This is a genomic window from Burkholderia sp. APQ4-4ca (genome assembly GCF_057837105.1).
Genome location: NZ_JBYQCG010000239.1, coordinates 1 through 21,335 on the forward strand (window position 1 = coordinate 1; position 21,335 = coordinate 21,335).

General features: G+C 65.7%; 18 protein-coding genes and 2 pseudogenes. 6 read left to right on the forward strand and 14 right to left on the reverse strand.

Annotation, left to right across the window (positions count from 1 at the left end):
- Positions 1 to 469 precede the first annotated feature (469 nt).
- Together AC3IFE_RS30875 and AC3IFE_RS30880 are read left to right on the forward strand one after the other, a co-directional pair.
- Positions 470 to 1,357, forward strand: coding sequence for a DUF4123 domain-containing protein (locus AC3IFE_RS30875; RefSeq protein WP_489194045.1), 888 nt, complete (start codon positions 470 to 472; stop codon positions 1,355 to 1,357).
- A gap of 9 nt (positions 1,358 to 1,366) precedes the next feature.
- The gene (locus AC3IFE_RS30880) at positions 1,367 to 1,648 is read left to right on the forward strand and encodes a PAAR domain-containing protein (protein WP_077179869.1); all 282 of its coding nucleotides are present in this window, start codon (positions 1,367 to 1,369) and stop codon (positions 1,646 to 1,648) included.
- A gap of 123 nt (positions 1,649 to 1,771) precedes the next feature.
- On the opposite strand, the pseudogene AC3IFE_RS30885 reads toward AC3IFE_RS30880, so the two are convergent.
- The 9 genes and pseudogenes from AC3IFE_RS30885 to AC3IFE_RS30925 all read right to left on the reverse strand — a co-directional run.
- Positions 1,772 to 1,978 (reverse strand): annotated as a pseudogene (locus AC3IFE_RS30885) (IS481 family transposase); the annotation flags it as partial.
- 15 nt (positions 1,979 to 1,993) lie between these two features.
- Positions 1,994 to 4,507: an EAL domain-containing protein gene (locus AC3IFE_RS30890; RefSeq protein ID WP_489194048.1), complete on the reverse strand. Its 2,514-nt coding sequence runs from the start codon at positions 4,505 to 4,507 to the stop codon at positions 1,994 to 1,996.
- 382 nt (positions 4,508 to 4,889) lie between these two features.
- Entirely contained in the window at positions 4,890 to 6,209 is a 1,320-nt protein-coding gene (locus tag AC3IFE_RS30895) for an EAL and HDOD domain-containing protein (protein ID WP_256979709.1), read from the reverse strand.
- A 169-nt stretch (positions 6,210 to 6,378) separates the two neighbouring features.
- Positions 6,379 to 6,717: pseudogene (locus AC3IFE_RS30900) on the reverse strand (methyl-accepting chemotaxis protein); the annotation flags it as partial.
- 147 nt (positions 6,718 to 6,864) lie between these two features.
- Complete coding sequence (locus AC3IFE_RS30905) at positions 6,865 to 8,307, reverse strand: efflux transporter outer membrane subunit (RefSeq protein ID WP_489194050.1); 1,443 nt, start codon at positions 8,305 to 8,307, stop codon at positions 6,865 to 6,867.
- An 18-nt stretch (positions 8,308 to 8,325) separates the two neighbouring features.
- On the reverse strand, positions 8,326 to 9,900 hold the full coding sequence (locus tag AC3IFE_RS30910) for a DHA2 family efflux MFS transporter permease subunit (RefSeq protein ID WP_089469215.1): 1,575 nt from the start codon (positions 9,898 to 9,900) through the stop codon (positions 8,326 to 8,328).
- A gap of 13 nt (positions 9,901 to 9,913) precedes the next feature.
- Complete coding sequence (locus AC3IFE_RS30915) at positions 9,914 to 11,008, reverse strand: HlyD family secretion protein (protein ID WP_489194052.1); 1,095 nt, start codon at positions 11,006 to 11,008, stop codon at positions 9,914 to 9,916.
- Between the two features lie 64 nt (positions 11,009 to 11,072).
- Complete coding sequence (locus AC3IFE_RS30920; RefSeq protein ID WP_089469217.1) at positions 11,073 to 11,504, reverse strand: MarR family winged helix-turn-helix transcriptional regulator; 432 nt, start codon at positions 11,502 to 11,504, stop codon at positions 11,073 to 11,075.
- Positions 11,505 to 11,609: 105 nt separating this feature from the next.
- Complete coding sequence (locus AC3IFE_RS30925) at positions 11,610 to 12,530, reverse strand: LysR family transcriptional regulator (protein WP_089469218.1); 921 nt, start codon at positions 12,528 to 12,530, stop codon at positions 11,610 to 11,612.
- Between the two features lie 91 nt (positions 12,531 to 12,621).
- On the opposite strand from AC3IFE_RS30925, the gene AC3IFE_RS30930 reads away from it, so the two are divergent.
- The 3 genes from AC3IFE_RS30930 to AC3IFE_RS30940 all read left to right on the forward strand — a co-directional run bounded on the left by AC3IFE_RS30930 (position 12,622) and on the right by AC3IFE_RS30940 (position 14,975).
- Entirely contained in the window at positions 12,622 to 13,050 is a 429-nt protein-coding gene (locus tag AC3IFE_RS30930; protein ID WP_089469219.1) for a MarR family winged helix-turn-helix transcriptional regulator, read from the forward strand.
- 205 nt (positions 13,051 to 13,255) lie between these two features.
- Entirely contained in the window at positions 13,256 to 14,503 is a 1,248-nt protein-coding gene (locus tag AC3IFE_RS30935; protein ID WP_489194055.1) for an aconitase X, read from the forward strand.
- Positions 14,496 to 14,975, forward strand: a complete 480-nt coding sequence (locus tag AC3IFE_RS30940) for an aconitase X swivel domain-containing protein (RefSeq protein WP_489194057.1) — start codon at positions 14,496 to 14,498, stop codon at positions 14,973 to 14,975. The genes AC3IFE_RS30935 and AC3IFE_RS30940 overlap by 8 nt, the downstream gene beginning before the upstream one ends.
- A gap of 100 nt (positions 14,976 to 15,075) precedes the next feature.
- Here AC3IFE_RS30940 and AC3IFE_RS30945 read toward each other — a convergent pair whose 3' ends face one another.
- The 3 genes from AC3IFE_RS30945 to AC3IFE_RS30955 all read right to left on the reverse strand — a co-directional run bounded on the left by AC3IFE_RS30945 (position 15,076) and on the right by AC3IFE_RS30955 (position 17,495).
- A complete protein-coding gene (locus AC3IFE_RS30945) occupies positions 15,076 to 15,663 on the reverse strand; it encodes a hypothetical protein (RefSeq protein ID WP_489194059.1) in 588 nt (195 codons plus the stop codon).
- A gap of 11 nt (positions 15,664 to 15,674) precedes the next feature.
- Positions 15,675 to 16,220: a hypothetical protein gene (locus tag AC3IFE_RS30950; RefSeq protein ID WP_489194061.1), complete on the reverse strand. Its 546-nt coding sequence runs from the start codon at positions 16,218 to 16,220 to the stop codon at positions 15,675 to 15,677.
- A gap of 204 nt (positions 16,221 to 16,424) precedes the next feature.
- The gene (locus tag AC3IFE_RS30955; protein WP_489194063.1) at positions 16,425 to 17,495 is read right to left on the reverse strand and encodes an AraC family transcriptional regulator; all 1,071 of its coding nucleotides are present in this window, start codon (positions 17,493 to 17,495) and stop codon (positions 16,425 to 16,427) included.
- Positions 17,496 to 17,570: 75 nt separating this feature from the next.
- Between AC3IFE_RS30955 and AC3IFE_RS30960 the strand changes: the two genes are divergently transcribed.
- A complete protein-coding gene (locus AC3IFE_RS30960; RefSeq protein ID WP_489194065.1) occupies positions 17,571 to 19,604 on the forward strand; it encodes a 2,4-dienoyl-CoA reductase FMN-binding domain-containing protein in 2,034 nt (677 codons plus the stop codon).
- Between the two features lie 186 nt (positions 19,605 to 19,790).
- Here the strand turns inward: AC3IFE_RS30960 and AC3IFE_RS30965 are convergent, their stop codons facing one another.
- Complete coding sequence (locus AC3IFE_RS30965) at positions 19,791 to 20,195, reverse strand: DUF2471 family protein (RefSeq protein WP_089469226.1); 405 nt, start codon at positions 20,193 to 20,195, stop codon at positions 19,791 to 19,793.
- 165 nt (positions 20,196 to 20,360) lie between these two features.
- Positions 20,361 to 21,254 carry a LysR family transcriptional regulator gene (locus AC3IFE_RS30970; RefSeq protein WP_489194067.1) on the reverse strand — a complete coding sequence of 298 codons (894 nt, stop codon included), beginning with the start codon at positions 21,252 to 21,254 and terminating at the stop codon, positions 20,361 to 20,363.
- Positions 21,255 to 21,335 lie beyond the last annotated feature (81 nt).

The following is a 21,335-nucleotide window of genomic DNA, read 5'->3' on the forward strand; positions in this document are numbered from 1 at the left end:
GATGTGATCAAGGTACCACCGACATTTGTCGTCGAACATGATTAGCCCGGGAGTGATTCCCCCTGCGTGACGCTTGCGTATAGCGGAATACTGCTCAACACGGTCTGGTCGACGCTCGTGCAGAATTATCGCGTCCAGGACGACGTTATGGCTGCGCCATTACCTGGCGTGGAATCATTCCTACGCCAACATACATCTCCCGACGCCGTGAACAAGTTACCCACAGGGGCCATCACTCTATTTGATGACTACGTACACGATAGCCGCTGCTGGTTCCGGGTGCCGTATTTTCACGAGTACGCGCCAGGAGGGTACGGTTTCCCACGAGTCGTGTTTGTTGGCGGAGATAAGCGCAAGGCATATCTCGGCCTTGCGTCAAACGCATCGCAGCTGGACTTGGGTAATGGCAGAACCCAAGCTGGGTGGGCTTGAGGCGGATTGGAAAGCAAGCCGATAAACAGGATTTCAGATGGAACTACAAGCTACACCCTCGCAAGCGCGCCTGATGGGGCTGGTCGACGCGGCGGTATGTCCGCCGAAAGTGTTGCCTTTGCTGCAGCGTGCTGGCGTACCGTTTCTCTCCGTTTTCGCGGGTCTGCCTGAAGAGGAACTCGGGCCGGCTTCATTATTTTTGGTCTCGGTAGATGACACGGAGGCGGATTGGTTTGTAGAACTCGATCAGCTCGACCGTCATAGTCCATGCCTGTCCTTGATCTTCAGCCGGGTTGAGATGGACGCGCTCGTCACGCATCTGCAAGCATTCCTGTTTGCGGATATTGGCGACAACATGACCGCGATGGTGCGATTCTTTGATCCGCGTAACACAACGGCCGTTTTGAACACATGGGGTGAGCAGATTCGCGGCATGTTCACGAGCCCTATCGAGCAATGGATGTACCGGGGGCGTCACAGGGAGTGGCAGCACATTCGAAACGAATCAATGGCAAGCGCGAGGATCTGCCGTTCCGTCATGGTTCAGCTCGAGCCGGCGGACGTCAATGCCCTCACGGCGCACACGGAGCCCGACGAGATTCTGGCTTCACTGATCGAGTCCGGCGATGTCGACGGAGAGCGTACCTACCTTGACCGCTTCGAGGATTTTATTCCTCGTTACCTCCGTGCGGTGCAGTGGGGGATCCGCGAGCCGGGGGATCGCCTTTCTTTCTGTCAGCATACTTATATGTACGGGCAGGATTTCGATCGGCATCGGTTTGTTCATGATTTGCTGATTCAGCGTCAGCAGTCTGATGAGTCGTTTAGTGTCGCTATTACTGGCGTCCCGGAAAGTGTATGGGCCGAGATTGAGCGGATGGGTCCGCACGACGCCGGGAACGCTTCTCGGCCCGTTACGTTATAGGGAGTACGTATGGCATTGCAGATGATCGTGGTCGGTGATGCGACCTCACATGGCGGACGAGTGATCACTGGATCGGAAACACATAGCATCGATGGCAAAAAGATTGCGCGTTTGCACGATCTGGTGGACTGTCCGGAAAAATATCCGGACGGACGACCACATGGAGTCAACAAGATAATCGAGGCGCATCCGACGGTAACGATCGATGGTCAACGCGTTGCGTTGCACGGCCATCATACCGAGTGTGGGTGCACGTTAATTGGCAGTATGACTGCTCGTGTGGGCGACTGAACGATGCGTTGGATCACGTCGGTTATGTCGAGGTGTGTGATTTACGGACATCGTTTCACTTCTTAGGGCGCCGTTTTCGTTGCGTGGTTGAGCTGTGAGTTCAACCACGCGCCGGTGATGTTAGGCAAGGGCCTTGTCGACGCGCCATTGGCGGGGATCTATCCACGATTTCGTTTTGTCGAAGCCACTGTCCACCTCCTCCGCGAGAGGTATGCTTTCGGTCAGATCCGCGATACGATCGACGGGTGTCTTGCCACCAAGCGAGCCGTACGGGAGCCGTCAGTTGTTGTCGAACTTTCGCTCCTCAATTCGTTGATTGATTGCATCCTCGCCCCCACGACCGCCTCACTCCATCAGCAGTTCAGCGCCGCGGCGCGACGAGATGCCGGCCAACTGCTCGGCGGGCTGCGGCCGCGCGAACAGGAAACCTTGCCCCTTGTGGCAGCCGATCTCCTGCAGGAAGGCCAATTGCTTGGCTGTCTCGACGCCCTCCATCACGACGTCGAGCCCCAGCGCGCGCCCCATCGCCACGATCGCGCGCACGATCGCGTCGTCCGTGCTGCCCGAGCCGCAGTTCGTGAGGAACGACCGATCGATCTTCAGTGTATCGACGGGCAGATCCTTCAGATACACCAGCGACGAATAGCCCGTGCCGAAATCGTCGATCGCCAGGCTGATTCCCCGCGTCGCCAGTTCGCGCAGCAGGATGCCGATTTCCTCGCGGGTGTTCATCGCCATGCTTTCGAGCAACTCGAGCTGCAGGTATTCGGCCGGCAACGCGGTTTCGCTGAGAATGGTCGTCAGGTCGCCGAGGAAGTGGTCGGTAAAGCACTGCCGTGCCGATACGTTCACCGATACCCGCCCGAACTCGAAGCCCTCGTCGAGCCAGCGGCGCGCCTGTCGGCAGGCTTCGTGCAGCACCCATCTGCCGATCGGGACGATCAGCGCGGATCGTTCCGCCAGCCCGATGAAGTCGCCCGGCGGCACCAGGCCGCGGTGTGGATGCAGCCAGCGCAACAGCGCTTCCACGCCGACGATCCGGCCGCTCGCCAGATCGTATTGCGGCTGGTAGAACAGGCGGAATTCGTTTTGCTCGAGCGCGCGATGCAACTCGCCGAGCGTCTCCAGTTGCTCGATCGCCGACGACGTCATCTTGCTCTCGAAGAACTGGAACACGTTCCTGCCGCGGCTCTTCGCGCCGTACATGGCCTGGTCCGCGAGCAGGATCAAATCCTCCGCCTCGGCGCCGTCGTCCGGATAGATGCTGATGCCGATGCTGGGCGTCACGAAGATCTCGCGACCGCCGATATCGATCGCCCGTCCCACTTCGTCCAGCAGCGTGCGCGCGACGCGTCCCACGTCGCGAACGTCGTCGATCTCCTCGAGCACGAGCGCGAATTCGTCGCCGCCCATGCGCGCCACCGTGTCGTTCGCGCGCACGTTGGCGACGATGCGCTCGGCGACCATCTTCAGCACCTCGTCGCCGGCGTTGTGGCCGAGCGTATCGTTGATCAGCTTGAAGCGGTCGAGATCGAGGTACATCACCGCGACCTTGCGACCGAGCCGCTTCGCATGGCCGATCGCGTGCGCGAGCCGTTCCTCGAACAGCATCCGGTTCGCGAGGTTGGTGAGCACGTCGTGCGTGGCGAGATAGCCCAGCCGTTCCTCCGCCTGGCGCCGCTGCGTGATGTCGGAAAAGATCGCCGCGTAGTGAGAGATCTCGCCTTTGCTGTCGCGAATGCTGGTGATCGTCAGGTATTCGAGAAACAGTTCGCCGGTCTTGCGGCGATTCCAGATTTCGCCTTGCCAGTGGCCATCGGTCGTGAGCGAATGCCACAGCTGCTTGTAGAAATCAGGCGTCTGGCGCCCGGAACTCAGCAAGCCCGGGTTGCGCCCGATCACTTCGTCCTCGCTGTATCCGGTCAGGCGCGTGAACGCCTGGTTGACGCGCTCGATCCGCGCGTGCCGGTCGGTCACCATGATGCCTTCGAGCGCCGATTCGAACACGCGATCCGCCATGCGCAGGTTGAAGCGCGCGAGCCCCAGCGCTTCGTCGCGCTCGCGCAAGGCGCTGCGCAGCTCGTTCGCGTATTCGTGCTCGATGCTCTGCAGCACGTCCGCGAAGCAGAGCAGCCCGGTCAGTCTGCCATCGTCGCCGCGGATGCCGACATGCCGCATGTTGTGTTCGGTCATGAAGCGCTGCGCCGCATACAGGCTTTGCCTGGCGGTCAGCATCTGCAGCGGCCTGCTCGCATGGGCGCCGACCGCGCCTTGGGCACCGCCGTCCGCCAGCAGCCGGACGATGTCGCGTTCGGTCAGGATGCCGTGCTCGCCGTCGTCGTAGCCGACGAGGATCGCATCGAGCCGTTGCGCGCGCATCCGTGCGATGACGTCGTGCAGCCCGGCCTGCTCGGGCACCACGACGGGCGGATGGACGCGGATCGACTCGATCGGCTTCAGGTGCAGGAAAAATTCCGGGCCCTGGTTCACGACGACGTCGGTTTGCGTCAGCACGCCGATCGCGGCGCCGTCCCGCACCACCACGAAGTGCCGCACGCCCGACTGCTTGAACTTCAGCGCGGCTTCACCGAGTGGCGTGTCGGCCTCGAGCGTCAGCACCGGATGGCTCATCACCTCGCTGACCGGCCGATCGAGTTCGTCCGGATTGCCGCCGGCCGACAGGGCATCATGCTCGGTCCAGATCCCGACGACCTGTTCCGCCTTCATCACGACGATCGAGCTGCAACGTTCGGCGAACATGCGTCGCGCGGCCTCCCGCACCGGCGTGTCGGGCGCGCAGGACAGAATCTGGCGCGCGACGAGGCGCGCGATCGGAACATCGTAGCTGTTCGGGTACATTCTCTAACCAAGACGAAAATTTCTCGGCGGCGCGCTTCGATCCGGCCACCTTCGGGCGCGCCCGCGGTGGCCGGCAAGGCATGATGTTGCTTGCCTCGACGGGGGCGCACGCATCGAACTCGACCGCGCGGCATCGACCCGTCGCTCGAGGTGCCGTGGCGGCGAACGCGGCACGTTTGCCCCGGGATCGCGATCGATGCCCGGTTGTCCGGCGAAACCGCACGCCGGCGCACCGCCCTCGCACGGGCTGCCGCCCTGTGTTAACGGCAGATTCGGCGAAGAGTTGAGTGCGAGGACAACATTCGTGCCGTACGTCGGCAAGTCGAGCGGCTGCGGGCTGCCGAGACTGACGGCGTAACCATCGCGCCGCCCGTTGCGACGCTCACTGAGGGCGGCATGCGGGTAGCCCGCGCACCTGATCGTCGTACCACGTGGCGGCGGCGAGCCAGAGCGCGGTCAGGTCGTTCGGGGCGAAGATCGGCATTGCATCGCACGCTGCGCGGATGGCGTCGAAGTCCCCCGATTCCGCTGCCTCGCTGGCGTTCAGGAGCCAACCCAGTTCGCCATGCCGTTCGAGCAGTGCCCGCCTGATATCGGCGTGAATCGGCGTCGTCGTCACGACGTCCTCGATCGTGCTGCCGAACAGCACATGAACCAGTGAGAACACGCCCGCGATGAACGCGGTAGCGGCAAACCGGTCGTCATCGGGCCGCAGCCGGCCCGCGGCCAGTTCCATGAATCGTGCCCGCGCGCCGCATAGCTGGGCCAGCGGATCGGAGCGCAACGCATCCAGACGCTCGTCGGCAAACAGGAGCAACTGGGTCCACCGCGTAATCTGCCGCGTGCCGACCAGCATGATCGCTTCACGCAGCGATGAAACGGGCTGACTGAGCCCCACCGCGCTTGAATTGAGCAGCATCAGAAGTGGGATGACGAGATTCGGAATTCGCTTGAGTTCGGCTTCGAGTGCCACGATCTCGGGTTCGCCGCCCAGGAGCACGAGCAGGCGCAGCAGCGCGTCGCGCGATGGCGTGACGCGTCGCGACGTCAGCACCTGCGGTTTCGCAAAGTAGTAGCCTTGAAACAGTTCGAAGCCCGCTTGCATGGCGGTGTCATGGTCCTCCGGCGTTTCGATTTTCTCGGCGACCGACATCTTCCCGTGCTGCCTGACGGTGCCGATCAGTTCGGCAAGGTGCGCGTGCGGGCATTCGAGAAAATCGATCTTGACGATATCGACGTAAGGCAGAAATTCGAGCAGGCGCGGGGAAACCAGGGAAACATCGTCCAGCGCGAGCCGATAGCCCGCGCGCCGCAGTTCGCTACAGCGCTTGCCGAGCGCCTCGTCGAACGTCACGGTTTCGAGGATTTCGAGGACGAACCGTTCATGCGGCAACAACCAGACGATGTCGGACATCAGCACGGTCCGATCGATGTTCACATAGCCCGTGCGGTCGCCCAGTGCGGCGGTGAGGCCGATATCGCCGATGAGTCTGCCGATGACCTGCGCGGTGGCGGCGGTGTCATCCGTGATTTGGGCGCGATTGGCTGTCCCGGAGCGGAACAATAGTTCGAATGCGATCAACGCTCCGCTTCGGTCCAGAATCGGTTGCCGCCCGAGGTAGACGTATTCCGGTGTGGCGGCTTTGCCGCCCGACTCCGGTTGATCGCCGGCGGGATGGGGCGAAGGTGCGCTCGTATTCAATCTTGAACGTTCCTTTGAGTTGAGGTCTCGCGGATGCCAGGCGGGCATCCGTCGCATCCGGGGAGTGCGTTGCGCCGATGACTGACGTCGTCGCCGGCTTCTTCAACGCCCACGAAGATGCGCGCGGCCCTTCCGGGTCGGCGCCGCCCCTCGCAGTGTGCTCCTTTTGTCAGTTTACTCGCGACACGGGTGGTCGCCTAGGAAGTTGTCCAGTCCTCCGCCGGGGCGGGTTGTCCCACGGGGGCGGGCGGCGGGGCGGGCCGAATCGGGGCTGACTGGGCCTGGCGGTCGCGTGTCGGGGCGGCCGACTTCGGCATCGCGTGCGGCGGTCGGCCTGAACCTCGCGGATCAGCTCCTCGATTTCCTTGGACGCCGCCGACGAGCGCTGGGCCAGCGAGCGTATTTCCGACGCGACCACCGCGAAGCCGCGTCCCTGCTGACCGGCCCGCGCGGCGTCGACGGCCGCATTCAGCGCGAGGATATGGGTCTGGAAGGCCACCCCGTCGATTCACGGCGGCGGTCAGATCGTTACCGGCGATCCGGTTCGCGATCTCGGCGGCGCGGGAAGGCTCACCGCCCAGCGAGCGCAAGATGCCGCGGTCGAGCCGCAGCGCGACAACCGACCAACGCCCCGCTGACCTGCATGCCCCGACGGTTAGTTTTTCGCCACCGCCTCGGTTTCCGTCGTCGGCCCGCCGGCCGCATCGTTTCGGCTCCACCCACCCCCAAGCGACCGATACAACGCCACCGCCGCCAGCGCATGTTCGCGCTTGACCTGGTTGAGCGAATCCGAATCCCGCAGATAGACCTCCTGCGCCGACAGCACGTCCAGAAAGTCCGTCGCGCCGCCCTTATAAAGCTGATTCGCCAGCCCGAGCGCTTTATCGGAAGCCGCCAATGCATTATCGAGTCGCCGCGTCGCCTCATCGGAACTGACGAGATTCGCGCGCGCATCCTCGACTTCCCGCAACGCTTGCAGCATCGTCTGTCGCAACCCGAGTTCCGACTCGCGCATCCGGCTTTCGCTCTGCGAGATATCGGCGGTAATGCGTCCCGCATTGAAGATCGGGCTCGTCGCACTCAGCGCCGCGCTGAACAGGTTATCGGTCAACGTCGGCAACCCGAGATACGAAGCCGCGAGAATCCCGTCCGTCAGGTTCAACGAAAACTTCGGATATCGTTCGGCCTTTGCCACGCCCACTTGCGCGGCACGCCGCTCGACTTGAGCGTAGGCCGTCAGCACATCGGGCCGCCGCAACAATGCTTGCGAAGGCAACGTCCCCGGCGCGCCGATCGGCGGCGCCGGAATCTCCCCGGCCTGCGCCAGCACGAGCCGATCGACCGATTCCGGCGTCCGCCCCGAATACACGGCGATCAGATTCAACTGATGCGAGATCTGCGCCTGCGTCGGCGGAATCCTCGCTTCGAGCGCATCGAGCTGGTTCTGCGCGCGCGTCACGTCGAGTTCGGTCGACAGCCCGAACGCCTGCCGCTTGCGCGTGAGTTCGAGCGCATGCTGCCGGATCTTCGCGTTGTCCTGAAGGATCTTCAATTCCTGCTGCGCCCAGCGCAGATCGACATACGAGGATGCCGCGTCGGCCGCGAGCGCGAGTCGCATCGCATCTTCCGCGTGCTTTTGCCCGACCAGCTCCGCTTGCGCGGCAAGCAGATCGAGCCGTTCGCCGCCGAACACATCGGGCGACCAGCTCAGCGCGAGCCCCGCGCCGGCCTGCCGCACATAGCCGAGCGGCGGCGGCGTGTTCTGCCGTGCGTCGGCCGCATGCGCGGTCGCGTCGAGTTCGGGCAGCAGCACCGCGCGCTTCTGCACGGTCAGCGCCTGCGCCTGCTTCACGCGTTCGGCGGCGGCTTGCAGATCGAGGTTGCCGTCGAGCACGGTGGCGATCAGCCGGTCGAGCACGGGATCGTGGAACTGCGACCACCAGGCGGCGGCGTCGATGTCCGCGCGCGGCACGTCGGTATCCCACGCGGTGGGCGCGAGCGTCTGAACCGATTCGTTCAGCGCCGGATGCTGCGCGGGCTGCACCGCACACCCGGCGGCGAATGCGCTGACGGCCAGCGCGACGAGTAGCTTCTTCATGATGACGATCCCTGGGCCTCAGTGCGCGTCCGGCGGCGGCGCGTTCAACGTGATGGGTTTGGAAAACACGACGGCAAGCAGCGCGACGACGAAGCACAGCGACAGCGCGTAATACGCATCCGCATAGGTGAGCGTCAGCGCTTCGCGATAGATCAGCCGATGCAGGTTCGCGAGCCCGGCCTGCGCGGTATTCAGCGTATTGCCGGCGACCGAACCCCAGTAGGCGGCCTGGCGATCGAGCAGCGACGCGACTTGCGGTTCGCCGGCGCTCACGTGCTCGTTCAGCCGCAGATAATGAAAATTCAGCCGGTCGTTGAGCATCGTCGCGCTCACCGCGATACCGATCGCGCCGCCGAGGTTACGCATCAGGTTGAACAACCCGCTCGCCGATTTCAGCCGCGACTGCGGCAGCGAGCCGAGCGCCATCGTCACGATCGGCGGCACGCTGAATTGCTGGCCGATGCCGCGCAGCGCCTGCGGCAGCAGCAGTTCCCGCCAGCCCCAGTCGTGCGTGATCGGCGTGTACAGGTAGCAGCCGAGGCCGAAGCAGATCAGCCCGAACACGAGCAGCACACGCATGCTGACGTAGCGCGCGGCGAACGCATACGCGCACAGCGCGATCAACTGGAACGCGCCGACCGACAGCAGCGCGATGCCGATCTGCAGCGAGCTGAACGCACGCACCTGCGCGAGAAACAGCGGCGTGAGGAACACGGTCACGAAGATCCCGATGCCGGTCACGAACGACAGCAGGCTGCCGATCCCGAAATTGCGCACGGCAAGTGCGCGCAGATCGACGATCGGGTCTTTGGCGGTCAGCGCATGGACGATGAACAGGAAGCCGCAGATGCCGGAGATCCACGCGCAGATCACGATTGCATCGTCGCCGAACCAGTTCTTGCGCGGGCCTTCTTCCAGCACGTATTCGAGGCAGCCGAGGAAGCCCGACATCAGCACGATGCCGAGATAGTCGCCGCGCTTGATGAGGCTGAGATCGGGCGCGTCGATATGCACGTAGCGCGGCACGAGCGCGGCCACCGCGATACCGGGCACGAGGTTCAGGTAGAACAGCCAGTGCCACGACCATTGGTCGGTGATCCAGCCGCCGATCACGGGCCCGATCGCCGGCGCGAGCGACGCGAGCGCGCCGATGGTCGTCGACGCGATCAGCCGCTGCTTGCCGGGGAACAGCACGAACGCGGTGGTGAACACGGTCGGGATCATCGCGGCGCCGAGCGCGCCCTGCATCCCGCGGAACAGGATCATCGAGTTGATGTCCCACGCGAGCCCGCACAGCATGCTGGTGATCGTGAACCCGACGGCCGATGCGACGAACAGCCAGCGCGTCGACATCACCTTCGACAGCCAGCCCGACATCGGGATCACGATGATCTCGGCGATCAGGTACGCGGTCTGCACCCACGACAGTTCGTCCTGGCTCGCGGACAGCCCGCCGCCGATGTCGCGCAGCGACGATGCGACGATCTGGATGTCGAGCGTCGCCATGAAGAAGCCGACGCACATCAGCGCGAACGCAAACACGCGCTGCCTGGTCGGTTGCGACGCGGGGTCGCCGGAAAACGCGGTGGTCATCGTCGGCTCCCGCTCAGTTCGCGTGGTCGGTATGCACGGTCACGACCGCGGAGAGCCCGGGGCGCAGCACCTGATCGATGCCGGGCTGCGGATCGAGATGCACGCGCACGGGCACGCGCTGGACGATCTTCGTGAAGTTGCCGGTCGCGTTCTCGGGCGGCAGCACGCTGAAGGTCGCGCCGGTCGCGGGGGCGAGGCTGTCGACGCGGCCATGCAGCTTCGTGCTCGACGCATCGAGCGCGACGTCGACGCGGTCGCCCGCGCGCATCTTGCGAAGCTGGTCTTCCTTGAAGTTCGCATCGACCCACAGACCGGACGCCGGCACGACCGTCAGCAGCGGCACGCCGACGTTCGCGAGCATCCCGACACGGCCCGTGCGGTTGCCGACGTAGCCGTCGACCGGCGCGCGGATCGTCGTGTATTCGACATTGAGCGCCGCGACGCGCTGCGCGGCGAGCGCGGTATTCACGCGGGCCCGCGCATCGGCGAGCTGCGCGGCGAGCACGTCGAGCTGCCGCTTCGACGCGAGCAGCGCCGCGTCGCTGCGTTCGACGGCCGCGCCGGCCTTCGAATAATCGGCATCCGCGCGCTCGACGATCTGGTTCGATACGGCGTCCGATTTCACGAGTTCGCGGTAACGCACGCGATCCGATGCGGCGCGCGTCAGTTCGGCGGACGACGCATTCTTGTCCGCCGCGTGCTGGCCGATCACCGCGTATTGCAGTTGCTGCTTCGCTTCGAGCTCGGCCACGGCGGAGCGCGCGCTGTCGACTTCGGCGCTGGCCTGCGCGAGCTTCGCGTCGTAGTCGCGCGCATCGAGCTGCACGAGCACGTCGCCGGCCTTCACGCGCTGGTTGTCGGTGACGAGGATCTTGTCGACGAAGCCGTCGACCTTCGGCGCGAGCACCGTCACGTCGCCGCCGACATACGCGTCGTCGGTGCTTTCCTGAAAGCGCAGCACGAACAGCCAATCGAGCGCCGCGGCCGCGACCACGACGACGACGGCGCCCACCGCGATGCGCATCCACGGCACGCGGCGTTGTTGCGTCGCGGGCCGCTCGGTTGTGGCTGCTTCTCGTGACGAGGCAGCGGCTTGGGTCGTATCCATCGATTCACCTATGTATATGCACTAATCAAAACGATCGACGACGTCGTGTCGATCGGGAAAAGGGTTAGCGTTCCGGCAGGTTGTGCGTGATCCGGAACAATTCGTCTCTGAGGCGGGCCGCCTGCGCCGACCCGAAGCATCGCTCGAACGCTTCCTGGGCGGCGAGCCAGTGCACGTGCGCGTCGGCCACCTTCGTTTCGCCGTGCGCGGTCAGCGCGAACGTCTGACCGCGGCATGGCGGCTCGATCCGCCCCGTCACCAGCGCCGCGCCGACGAGCGGTTTGAGCGCGCGCAGCAGCGCGGTGCGTTCGATCACCAGCACGTTCGACAGCGCCGCCATCGTCAGGCCGGGCCGCTCGCGCAGCAGCGCGAGGATGCTGTACTGCGACGGCGTGACGCCCGCGCGCGACAGGTAACGCTCGTAGAACTGCGAGATTCGCCGGGCGGCTTGCCGGACCGCGAAGCAATCGTCATCGGTGAGCGTGGTCTTGTGCATGTGCACATGTTAGGAGGCGGGGCGGCGCGAAGCGAGGGGCGCGACAGGATCAGATTGGTGTCGGGGCTGTACCAATCGGCGTCGGAAAGGCGCGTTCGCGCCCCGTCACGCCGCCGCCGGAACGATCCAGCCTTCGCGGTCGCAGTACGCGGCCGTGTAGTCGATGAACGCCTTCACCTTCGCGGGCAGCAGCGCGCGGTTCGCGTACGCGAGCTTGATTTCGACGAACGCATCGACGAGATCGGCGTCTTCCAGCAACTGCACGAGCGCGCCCGACGCGAGTTGGGCCTCGACGAGCGTCTTCGGGACGACGCCGATGCCGAAGTCGTGCATCACCATTTCGCGGTTGAAGACAGGGCTGTTCGACGAGATGTCGAAACGGAACGGCACGGTGAGCATGTCGCCGTCGACGCGGAACGACAGCGCCGGCCGGCGCAGCGACGGCGAGATCGGCACGAACGGATGATCGGCGAGGTCGGCCGGCGTCTCGGGGCGCGCATGCGTTCGCAGATACGCAGGCGTCGCGACGATCACGACCGGAATGCGCTCGACCAGCCGTACGACGGTCGATTCGCTCGTCAGCATGTACGGCACGACGATGCCGATGTCGTAGCCTTCGCCGACCAGGTCGACCGGGCGCTCGGTCAGCGTGACGTCGAGGCGCACGTTCGGATGCGCGCGCTTGAAGCCGGCGATCAGCGGCACGAGCCGGTTCAGCGCGGCCGTCGTATGCGCGACGAGGCGCAGCAGGCCTTCGGGCTCGCGCGTGTGCGTCTGGGCTTCCACTTCCAGCGCGTCGAGCTCGTCGAGCACGGCCGCGCACCGCTCGTAGATGCGCTCGGCCGTTTCGGTCAGCGACACCTGGCGCGTCGTCCGGTGCAGCAGCCGGCTGCCGAAACGCGCCTCCAGATCCGCGACCGCGCGCGAGACGACCGGCCGCGCGAGGCCGTGCATGTCGGCGGCGCGCGTGAAGCTGCGCATCTCCACGACCGAGCGGAAGATGCGCAGCTTGTCGATGTAGTCCATGTCCGTCTCCTTGACACGATGGCCGGCCCCAGGCCATGTTACGGCGCAGTGTACATTGACTTTATGCATATGCACATATAGATTCGACGACATGAACGACATCCCGATTTCCGAGGCGTGCAACTGCCTCGCGCTGCGTCAGGCGGCGCGTTTCGTCACGCAACTGTACGAACGCCATTTGGCCCCGGTCGGCGTCACGCCGGCCCAGTTCTCGATCATGGCGAACCTCAAACGCCGGCCTGGCTTGCTGATGAGCGAACTCGCCGATGCGCTCGTGATGGATCGCACGACCCTGCTGCGTGCGCTGAAGCCGTTGCAGCGCGACGATTTCGTCGCGACGGCGGCGTCCGAGCACGATGCGCGCGCGCATGCGCTGCACCTCACGAAGCTCGGCGAGCGCACGTTCGCGCGGGCGTTGGTCGCGTGGCAGGCCGCGCAGGACGAATTCGACACGCAGTTCGGCCGCGATCGCGCGAAGGCGTTGCGCGCGGAGCTGTTCAGCCTGACCGCGGAACGTTAGGCGCGGGGCGGACGGTTCGGTGGGGTGATCAATTGGTGCGGAATTCAAGCCATTGACTGCCGATAAAGCCGGATGTTTATGGGGAATTGGTTTTTATGATGTCCGATTTCGTCTAAAACTGGACAGTTTTTATTTCCAGTTGTAGAGTCCTCTGACGGAATTCACGAGCCGGCGCGGCGCCGGCACGCGTCACGAGGAGCAACCGATGCTGCAGTTGAGTGACCGCGACGACGCCATGTTGCGCGGGGATTTCGGGGACGGCGTCGCGCGTGCGATGCGGATCGTCGCCCGCACCGCGCAAGTAATGTCCGCGCCGCACCTGATCGACATTACGTCCGCCCATATCGACGGCTGTCTGTATCACGGCCAGACGAGCCTCGACTTCGTCGACTATTTCGTCGACACGGGCGCGAAGGTCGCGGTGCCGACCACGTTGAACGTCGGCTCGCTCGACCTGATCCATCCCGAGCTGTACCACGGCGACCGCACGATCCAGCGCGATGCGCAGCGCCTGATGGACGCGCATCTGCAACTCGGCTGCGAATCGAGCTTCACGTGCGCGCCGTATCAACTGAAGCATCGTCCCGCGCTGGGCGAGCAGATCGCGTGGGCCGAATCGAATGCGATCGTGTTCGCGAACTCGGTGCTCGGCGCGCGCACGAGCCGCTACGGCGATTTTCTCGATCTGGCCGCCGCGATCACGGGGCGCGCGCCGTATGCGGGGCTGCACGTCGATGCGAACCGCGCCGCGCGGATCGTGTTCAACGCACCGGATTTCACCGGCCTGCCGTCGCGCGACATCTATTTCGCCGCGCTCGGTTTGGCGATCGGCAAGATCGCGGGCGCGGTCGTGCCGGCGATCGTCGGGCTGCCGGCCGGCACCACCGAGGACGAACTCAAGGCGCTCGGCGCGGCCGCCGCGTCGAGCGGGGCCGTCGCGCTGTTCCATGCGGTCGGCGTGACGCCCGAGGCGCCGACGCTCGACGCCGCGTTGCACGGGCGCGCCGCGCAACGCACGATCGATATCGCGATGGCCGACCTCGACGAGATTCGCCGCTCACTGAATCACGGCGCGGCCGGCGACGCGCTCGTCGCGGTCGCGCTCGGCACGCCGCATTTTTCGCTGGTCGAATTCCGCACGCTCGACACGTTGCTCGACGCGTTCGACGGCAAGCCGGCCTGCGATTTCTACGTGAACACGAGCCGCTTCATTCTGTGGGAGCTGGAGCAAGCCGGCCTCGCGGAGAAATTCGCCGCGCGCGGCGTGCAGATCGTCGTCGATACCTGCACGTACATCACGCCGGTGATGAAGCAACTGTCGGGGCTAGTGATGACCAACTCGGGAAAATGGGCGTCGTATGCGCCCGCGAACATCGGCGTGACGGTCGCGTACGGCAGCATGCGCGAATGCGTGCGCTCCGCGTACGAAGGCAAGGTGCGATTCGATGACTGACGCGACGGGCACATTCTTGACGGGCGACACGCTCGTGCCGGGCAGCGCATGTGCGCGCCCGTTCATCCTCGACAAGCCGCTCAGCTTCTGGGGCGGGTACGACTCGGGCGCGGGCAGGATCGTCGATCGCGGGCATCCGCAGGCCGGCGCGAGCCTCGCCGGCAAGGTGATGGTGATGCCGCACGCGAAGGGCTCGAGTTCGAGCAGCAGCGTGCTCGCGGAAGCGGTGCGCAACGGCACGGGGCCGGTCGGGATCGTGCTGAAGGAGCGCGACCTGATCGTCTCGATCGGCGCGATCGTGGCAGCGGAGCTGTATGCGATCGCGGTGCCGGTGGTGTGCGTGGCCGACGAGGTGTACGGCGCGATCGTCGCCGCCACGGGCGAGGTGCGGATCGAAGCGGGCGAGGGGGATGGTGGTGCGAGGATTTATCTGGGCGCCGATGCTCGTTCGGGCGGACCCGGTTCGACCTGAAGGGGCGGCGCGCACTGGCCGCGAATCAGGCGGTGGCCGCGGCGATGCGATCCGGGGCGAGCAGCCTCGTTCGTCAGCGCTGTAGCCGCACCTGGCCTGGTCAGATGAAGCGCACGTATCGGGTTTCTTCCTGCGTGAGCGACAGCGCTTGAGCTGCCGCGTTCATTTCGCGTTTGCCGCCCGGCTGCGCCAGTCTTCTGATTTCGGGCCACACGATCACGCCGAAGAGGATGCGCAGGATCGCGCTCAGCACGCACAAGCCGATTACACTCGCGCTGATCAGCGCAAACACGTCGAACGTCGATTCCATGCTGAGCGTCACCGCGGATACGATTCCGCTGACGACGGCTGCGCCGATCACGCAAATAAGCATGACGAAGAGGTCGGCCCGGGCGCCGGCGACTTTGGCGGGGCGCAGCAGATAAGCCGAACCGTCGGTCATGTTGCGAATGCCGTAGACGAACTGGCGATCCTGGTCGCCGGCATAGGCGACATTCAATCGATCGCCATCGGCGATGAACAGGCGCGTCGTCCGGTTGGTCCTGAACACGAGGGGGGACGCGAGCGAATCGAGTTTGAGCGTGATTTCCTCGGTACTTTGCGTCGTCGCGCCCAGGTTGTTGCTCCAGACCTTCGTCTCGATCGATTGCTGGCTGATTGCCGTCACGCGGCCGGATACGGTCTGCATGTCGTGGTTCGTCATCGGCTGCTGCGCTCCGCGCTGAAACCGGACGGTTCGCCTAGCCAGCAATCCTGGGCTTCGCGTCGCTGCGGCTGGAAGATCAGGTCGGACAAGCCGCCGATGGCGACCAGGTTGCCCACCAGACCGACGATGGACACGACGGTGGCCAGTGCCGAGGTGAACGCCCAACCCGAATGGAGTGCCGCGGCAGCGGTACCCAGACTCAGCACGACCAGGCACGACGCCCAGGCAAGCAGGGACAGGTTCCGTCGCTTGTGCGCGATCACGTCGTACGGCGCGATGGCAAGGCTGCCGCTCCTGATCCACGCGATCCGGCGACGGCCGCGATGCTCGAATGTGCAAGCGCGCACCGACATGCCGGGTCTCAGTTTCTCGATCTGCTTGAATGCTTCTTCATCGACGTCGTTGGCCGTGACGAAGTAGCAGACGTTCTGCATCGTCAAACGGTATGGCGGGTTCTTCCTGACATCGGCCTTGACTCGGATGAGGTTGGTATCGACGCGGTCGATCGTGGCCTCGATCAGGGTGGTGCGATTGGGCATGGGTCGGAGAGGGCGCGGGTCCGCGCGACGTCGTTTTGATGTGGCGCCCATCATACGCCAACGCTTTCGGCCCACCGTCCGGCATTGCCGGGCGACGGGTGGCCCGGCGCGTGGCAATGAAATCCGCGCGTAGCGGCAGCCGTACGCTGCCGCCGGCGGTTCGGCGTTATTCGCGTACCAGTGCCCGGGTCACCGCTGACGCGATCACTCAGCCGCCGCGTCCCGAAACGCGCTCGGCGTCTGCCCCGCCCAGCGCCGGAACGCGCGTGTGAAATTCGCCGGGTCGGTGAATTGCAGCCGCTCGGCGATCGTCTTCAGATCGAGATCCGACGCGGCGAGCAACTGTTTTGCGTCGCGAAACCGCGCTTCGTCGAGCAATTGCCGATAGCTCGACCCGGCTTCCTCCAGCCGGCGCCGTAGCGTGCGCGTCGATACGAGCAGCGCGTCGGCGAGCATGTCCGGCCCCGGATAATCGCCGGCTGCGCGCGCCAGTTCCGCCCGCACGCGCTCGACCAGATCGCCTTCCTCCTGCCGCACCTGCGCATATTCGCGCTCGACCTGCACGAGCGCTTGCCGGTGCGCGACTTCGTCGGCGAACGGCAGCGGCCAGTCGAGCACGTCGCGCGCGATCCACAGCGCATTGGCCGCGCAGCCGAATGCCACCGGCGGCAACGTATCGCGATAGCGCGCGAAATACGCGGGCTCCGGCCACGCGAATTGCAGCCTGATCGGCGGCGACGCGCGGCCGGACCATTGCGAGATGTTCTGCGCGAGCCCCGTCAGCACGAATTCGAACATCACGTGATGCTGCAGCACGGGGTTCGCCTGCACGCCGTGCAGTTCGAGCGTCGCGCCGCGCTCGTCTTCCGCATAGGTCAGCCGGTACTGGCGATTGCGCATCCGGAAGTAGCGCTGCGTGACCGACAGCGCGTCGCGGATGTCCCGCGCGGTCAGCGTCGCATAGCCGAGAAAGCCGTGCACGGTCGGTTTCAGCAGCAGCCCGAACGCGAGCCCGATGCCCGGATCGCCGCCGATTTCGATCGCGTTGAGCACGAGCCGCCCCCATTGCGACGGCGCGACGCGCGCGTCCGGCTCGGCCAGCACCGCGTCGCGCAGGCCCGTGCCGGCGCGCACGGCGGCCAGGTCGACGCCGCGCGCGGCCAACGCCTGCAGCAGCAGGCGCGGATAGGCGACCGGAATCGTCGGCCGGCGCAGCCCGAGGCGATCCTTGCGAGACGGGGAAGTCATGTCGATTTGGCCGGAAATGACAAGCATTATGGCTGTTTGCCCCCTCACGTTCAAGGCGACGCACGCCTACGATGGCAGGCATCGCTTATTGGCCGAATCATCATGACGACACCCTTTCCCCACCTGCTCGCACCGCTCGATCTCGGCTTCACGACGCTGAAGAATCGCGTGCTGATGGGCTCGATGCACACCGGCCTCGAGGACAGCCGCAAGACGCTGCCGCGCCTCGCCGACTATTTCGCCGAGCGCGCGCGCGGCGGGGTCGGCCTGATCGTGACCGGCGGCTTCGCGCCGAACGTGGCCGGCTGGACCAAGCCGTTCGGCGGCACGCTGATGACGTCGGCCGCCGCGCGCCGACATCGCGAGATCACCGGCGCCGTGCATGCGGAGGACGGCAAGATCGCGCTGCAGATCCTGCATACGGGCCGCTACGGCTATCACCCGTTCGCGGTCGCGCCGTCGAAGATCAAGTCGCCGATCTCGCCGTTCGCGCCGCACGAACTGAGCGCGCGCGGCGTCGAGCGGCAGATCCGCGTGTTCGTGCGCTGCGCGAAGCTGGCGCGCGAGGCCGGTTACGACGGCGTCGAGATCATGGGCTCCGAGGGCTACCTGATCAACCAGTTCATCTCGATGCACACGAACAAGCGCACCGACCAGTGGGGCGGGTCGTACGAGAACCGCATCCGCTTGCCGATCGAGATCATCGAGCGCACGCGCGAAGCGGTCGGCCGCGACTTCATCCTGATCTATCGGCTGTCGATGCTCGACCTGATTCCGGACGGCAGCGACTGGCGCGAAACCGTGCAGCTCGCGAAGGCGGTCGAGCGCGCGGGCGCCACCATCATCAACACGGGGATCGGCTGGCATGAGGCGCGCGTGCCGACGATCGCGACGTCGGTGCCGCGCGGCGCGTTCGCATGGGTGACGAAGAAGATGAAGGGCGAGGTCGGCATCCCGCTCGTGACGACCAACCGGATCAACCGGCCCGAAGTGGCCGAGCAGATTCTCGCGGACGGCTGCGCGGACATGGTGTCGATGGCGCGCCCGCTGCTCGCGGATGCCGAGTTCGTCGTCAAGGCCGCGCAGGGTCGCGCCGACGAGATCAATACCTGCATCGGCTGCAACCAGGCGTGCCTCGACCACGCGTTCAAGAACAAGATCGCATCGTGCCTGCTGAATCCGCGCGCGTGCCACGAGACGGAGCTGAAATACACGCCCGCGGCGCAGCCGAAGCGGATCGCGGTGGTCGGTGCGGGGCCGGCCGGGCTCGCGTGTTCGACCGTGCTCGCGCAGCGGGGCCATCAGGTCGACCTGTTCGACGGCGCGGCCGAGATCGGCGGCCAGTTCAATATGGCGAAGCGGATTCCGGGCAAGGAGGAGTTTCATGAAGCGCTGCGCTACTTCGGCCGGCAGGTCGAGTTGACCGGCGTGAAGCTGCACCTGAACCGCCGCGTCGACGCGAGCGACCTGATCGCGGGCGGCTACGACGAGATCGTGCTCGCCACGGGCGTCGCGCCGCGCGACCCGAAGATTCCGGGGCAGGACGGGTCGAACGTGCTCGCCTATATCGACGTGCTCGCGGGCAAACAGCCGGTCGGCCGACGGGTCGCGGTGGTGGGCGCGGGCGGGATCGGCTTCGATGTCGCCGAATATCTGGTTCAGGACGGCGAATCGCCGGCACTCGATCTGGACGAATGGAAGGCCGAGTGGGGCGTGACCGACCCGGCCGAGACGCGCGGCGGCGTGACGCGTGCGCAGGTATCGGCGCCGGCGCGGGAAGTGACGCTGCTGCAGCGCAAGGCCGCGCCGCTCGGCAAGGGGCTCGGCAAGACGACCGGCTGGATTCACCGCGCGACGCTGAAGATGAAGCAGGTGAAGATGATCGGCGGCGTGAACTACGAACGGATCGACGCGCGCGGGCTGCATGTGTCGTACGGCGAACAGCGCGCCGATCATGAACTGATCGAAGCCGACACGATCGTGCTTTGCACCGGGCAGGAGCCGCAGCGCGCGTTGCTCGCGCCGTTGCAGGCGGCCGGGCGCTCGGTGCACCTGATCGGCGGCGCGGAACTGGCCGCCGAACTCGACGCGAAGCGCGCGATCGATCAGGGCGCGCGGCTCGCGGCGCGGTTGTAACGGGCGGGCGCTGCGAAGGTCGTTCGGCCGGTCGTCGCGTGGCGATGATCGGCCTGCACGACGGTTCGCGGCTTGTTGCGCCGTTTCACGCGCGCAGAACCATAACCAACGACCGCGCCGCCCGCGCCACCACGCAACGTGGCGGCGCGAGCCCGCCAGCCCGAAACCGCGATCGACCGGCGCGGCTCAGGCCGCTTCGGCCCGCTCTTCCTGCTCCGCTTCGAGCATCGCCTTGACGATCAGGTAGACGGCCGGCAGGTCGTCGTCGTCGCGGTGCCAGTCGACCGGCTCTTCGACGTCCGCGGCGACCAGCCGGCTGTCGCGCAGCCGGATGAACGCGTCGACGACGGTCGGATCGTTGCGGTTCAGGAAACCGGGATTCGAGAACGCCAGTTCTTCGACGTTCAGCAGCGCCTGCCAGCTCATCGTGCGGACGGCCGCCGGATGCGTGCGGCGGCGCAGGCCGAGCGCCCGTTGCGCGGGGCCGCCGACGACACGCTGCAGATCGACGACGGCCCGCTGCGCGGCACGCTCGAAGTGGACGGGGTTGAAGCCGGGTTGCTCGGGATCGAATGCGGAAGCCTGGAACATGGTCGCCTCACAAAAGTCCGTTCGTCTATGGATGACGGAATTCGGGTCAAATGGTGCAAAAGCACTGTAAATATATACAGTGTTCGGCGCGGTTTCAAGCCCCGAATGCAGGATTTCGTCCGTAGGCGCTCGACGCGGGCGAATCGCCTCGATCGGGCGGACGACTTACACCGCCGCCGCGATCGTCTCGCGCAGCCATCGATGCGCCGGATCGCGATGCACGCGCTCGTGCCACAGCATCGACATTTCATAGCCGGGCACCTCGACCGGCGCGTCCACCACGCGCAGCGCGGGCACGTCGCGCACCAGCCGCTCGGGCAGCATCGCGACGAGATCGGTGCTCGCGACGGCCGACATCACGAACAGGAAGTGCGGCACCGACAGCACGACGCGCCGCGTGGCTCCCCTCTTCGCGAGTACTTCGTCCGTCACGCCGAAGAAGCCGCCGCCGTCGGGCGACACGATCACGTGCTCGAGCGCGCCGAATTGCGCAAGCGTCGGGCGCCGCTTCAGCTTCGGATGACCGGCGCGGCCGATCAGCACGTAACGCTCGACGAACAGCGGCAGGCGCCGCATGCCGGGCGGCGCGCCGTCGGTCGTATGGAAAGCGAGGTCGATGCCGTTTCGTTCGGCTTCCTGCTCGATGCGCGGCGGCACGAGTTCGACGACAGCCAGCCGCGTGCCGGGCGCGGTCGAACGCAGCATGCGCAGCGCGGGCAGCACGATCGTCGATTCGCCGTAGTCGGTCGCGGCCACGCGCCACGTGTGCGTTGCGGTCGCGGGATCGAACGGCGTGGCCGGCATCACCGCGCGTTCGACGGCTTCGAGCGCCTCGCGCAACGGCTCGCGCAGCGCTTCCGCGCGCGCGGTCGGCCGCATCCCGCGCGGCCCCGGCAGCAGCAGCGGATCGCCGAACACGTCGCGCAGCTTCTGCAACTGCACGCTGACCGACGGCTGCGACATGTTCAGCTTCTCGGCCGCGCGCGTGACGTTGTGCTCCGCGAGCAGCACGTCCAGCGTGACGAGCAGGTTCAGATCGAGCCTTCTGAGATTATTCATGGCTATAGCTGGAATATCAGGAATTCATTTCAAATATACCTTCGAGGGCGGCATCCTGCAGTCATTCAATCCACGGAGTGA